Annotated in this window: 3 protein-coding genes; 2 read left to right on the top strand and 1 reads right to left on the bottom strand. The window is 32.8% G+C overall.

Annotated elements, in window-relative coordinates; translation table 11 throughout:
* Window positions 1-568 precede the first annotated feature (568 nt).
* Both FC36_RS12720 and FC36_RS09295 read left to right on the top strand, forming a co-directional pair.
* Window positions 569-712, top strand: a complete 144-nt coding sequence (locus FC36_RS12720; protein ID WP_420843343.1) for an AbrB/MazE/SpoVT family DNA-binding domain-containing protein — start codon at window positions 569-571, stop codon at window positions 710-712.
* Window positions 687-1043, top strand: a complete 357-nt coding sequence (locus tag FC36_RS09295; protein WP_025021578.1) for a hypothetical protein — start codon at window positions 687-689, stop codon at window positions 1041-1043. The genes FC36_RS12720 and FC36_RS09295 overlap by 26 nt, the downstream gene beginning before the upstream one ends.
* Before the next feature lie 595 nt (window positions 1044-1638).
* On the opposite strand, the gene FC36_RS11970 is transcribed toward FC36_RS09295, so the two are convergent.
* The coding region (locus FC36_RS11970) for an LPXTG cell wall anchor domain-containing protein (RefSeq protein ID WP_156409577.1) at window positions 1639-2181 on the bottom strand (543 nt) is incomplete at its 5' end.

Raw genomic sequence — 2181 nt, 5'->3', positions numbered from 1 at the left:
ACACCAGAACCTGATACTGGAGTAGTAGGTGTTGCAGTGTTGGCTGCTTCATCAGCGTTAGCTTTTACGGAAACAAAGAAAGTTCCTAAAGCAACCGCTGCCCCTGTAGCTACGCCTTTGTAAGCACGATTAAGCTTCAAAGTACGTTTCTTTTTAACAATTTTATTCTTCATAAAATTTTATTCTCCCTTTCAATAAGTTATTAAAAAACACACATACACAGTCTTTAATAAAGTTAACTTTTCCTCAAAAAAGGCGCTTATAACTTTTTAGGGTAGCTATGTTTGCATTTTCTACAATTAAAAAGTAACACAATATTGATTATGTAATCAAGGATAAATGTTGTTTATTTTACAATAAAAATAAATATATATATAATTACAAATTCAACAAAAATCAAACAACCATTTTATTGATTATATCAATTGTTGTCAGTCAAAAATCGCAATATTATTGTACTATTTATTAGAAATGAAAAAATAAGTTGTATAATAAACGTATACATTTTATTTATTTTAGTGATTATTTAAATATTTATCAATAGAATAAAAAACAAACTAAAAGGGGTATTTTTATAGCGAATAATGAACCAAAAAATATACTTAGCAACGTATCGAAGTGGGGATCATCGTTAGGTATTAGAATACCTATGAAATTTATACAACAAGTCGGTATCAAGATGTCAGATGTCATCCAATTTTCCGAGCGTTGAGCGCGATGGTGGTATTTTTGTAAAAAAGATAACAAGCCACCACCCATTAATTTCAGAAATGGAACCATATATCTACTTTCAATCTCGCCTTGACGGATTTAAATTCTATTTTGAATCTGTTGGCGACGCAAAAGATGATGTCATTTTTAAAACTTTTTATGGCGCAATGAGTCAGACAATTTTGACAATCTTAAACTTATGGATCGAGATTTTATGGTTGGGAAAGAAAAAATGGACTGTCCGTAGTAATGTTGACAGTAATTTAAATATCCAAATCAGAAGTAGTTTAGGCGAACGACGCCCAGGCGCCCAGGAAAAGAAAAATTTATAAGAAAGAATATCAAATTTATGCACCTTCTAGATATTCTTTTTCTAACAGACAAAGAAGTTCGGGACTATCTTATTAAAGTCAAATTTTAAAACTAGTGTAATGATAAGCAAGTGTTTATAATGTCACTTGCTTTTTTAAGTTTAAATTTAAAATAAAAAGAAATTTGCTTCATATAACGTTTTGTTATTCAATATAAGCGTAGGAAAAAATTAACTATCGAAGAAAATATATAATTCACTTGTAAATTCATTTCGAATAACAATCCAAAATAAATTCTAGATTTTATTTTGGATTTATTTTTAAATCTCTTATATTAAGAAAGCTACTTCTCAAGACATTACTAAACAAGAAAGTACAATTCAAAATCAAGAAAAAGTGGTTGATTCTGCTAAAAAACAGGTTAACCAAACACAAGATAATATTGCTCCTACACAAAAGAAAGTATAACTGCTCCTTTTTGTATGTTTCTATCCACATTTTGTAATAATCAACCAATAATAAATTACTATATCCCATGTTTAGTAACACCTTTCCATTCAACAACAAAAAAAGAGTTCCTTGATTGGAACTCTTTTTCTTTAGCTATTTGACAATTCTAGTCTTCTCTACGCTTGCGGTAGCCAAGACCAAACATACCAAGTGCTGCAGCAGCTGCACCCGCTACAAGCGCTAATGGGCCATTGCCTTCGTCACCTGTTTGAGGTAATGTTTCTGGAGTTGCGGGAACTTCCTTAGCTGCTTTTTGTGGTACAACTGCTTGAACTGAGCCATTAGAGTAAACAGCCTTTGTTGGAGTTGCAGGAGTACCTTGTGCAGGTTGTGCAGGTTGTGCAGGTGTTGATGGAGTTGGGGCAGGGGTTTCTGGCTTTTCAGGAACCTTCTTGTAAACATTAGTTACATTACCGTCTTCATCTTCATCAATCTTAACTAATTGGTAACCAGGAATATCATTTCCATCACGGTCAGGGAAGGAACCTTCTTCTTGATCTTTCAAGTGCTTACCATTTTCATCAACCCAGTTAGTTACAGGAACTTTAATTGGGTTTTCAACGGTATTAGTCTTGTATTCAACACCACCGTTGGTTTGCACCATAGTGTTTTCGAGCACACCCTTAGCATCTTTATTTACCTTACCAGC

It is taken from the genome of Ligilactobacillus equi DSM 15833 = JCM 10991, from assembly GCF_001435735.1.
GTDB lineage: Bacteria > Bacillota > Bacilli > Lactobacillales > Lactobacillaceae > Ligilactobacillus > Ligilactobacillus equi.
The sequence above is the reverse complement of the archived record's forward strand: the minus strand, read 5'-3'. Positions and strand labels throughout refer to the sequence as shown.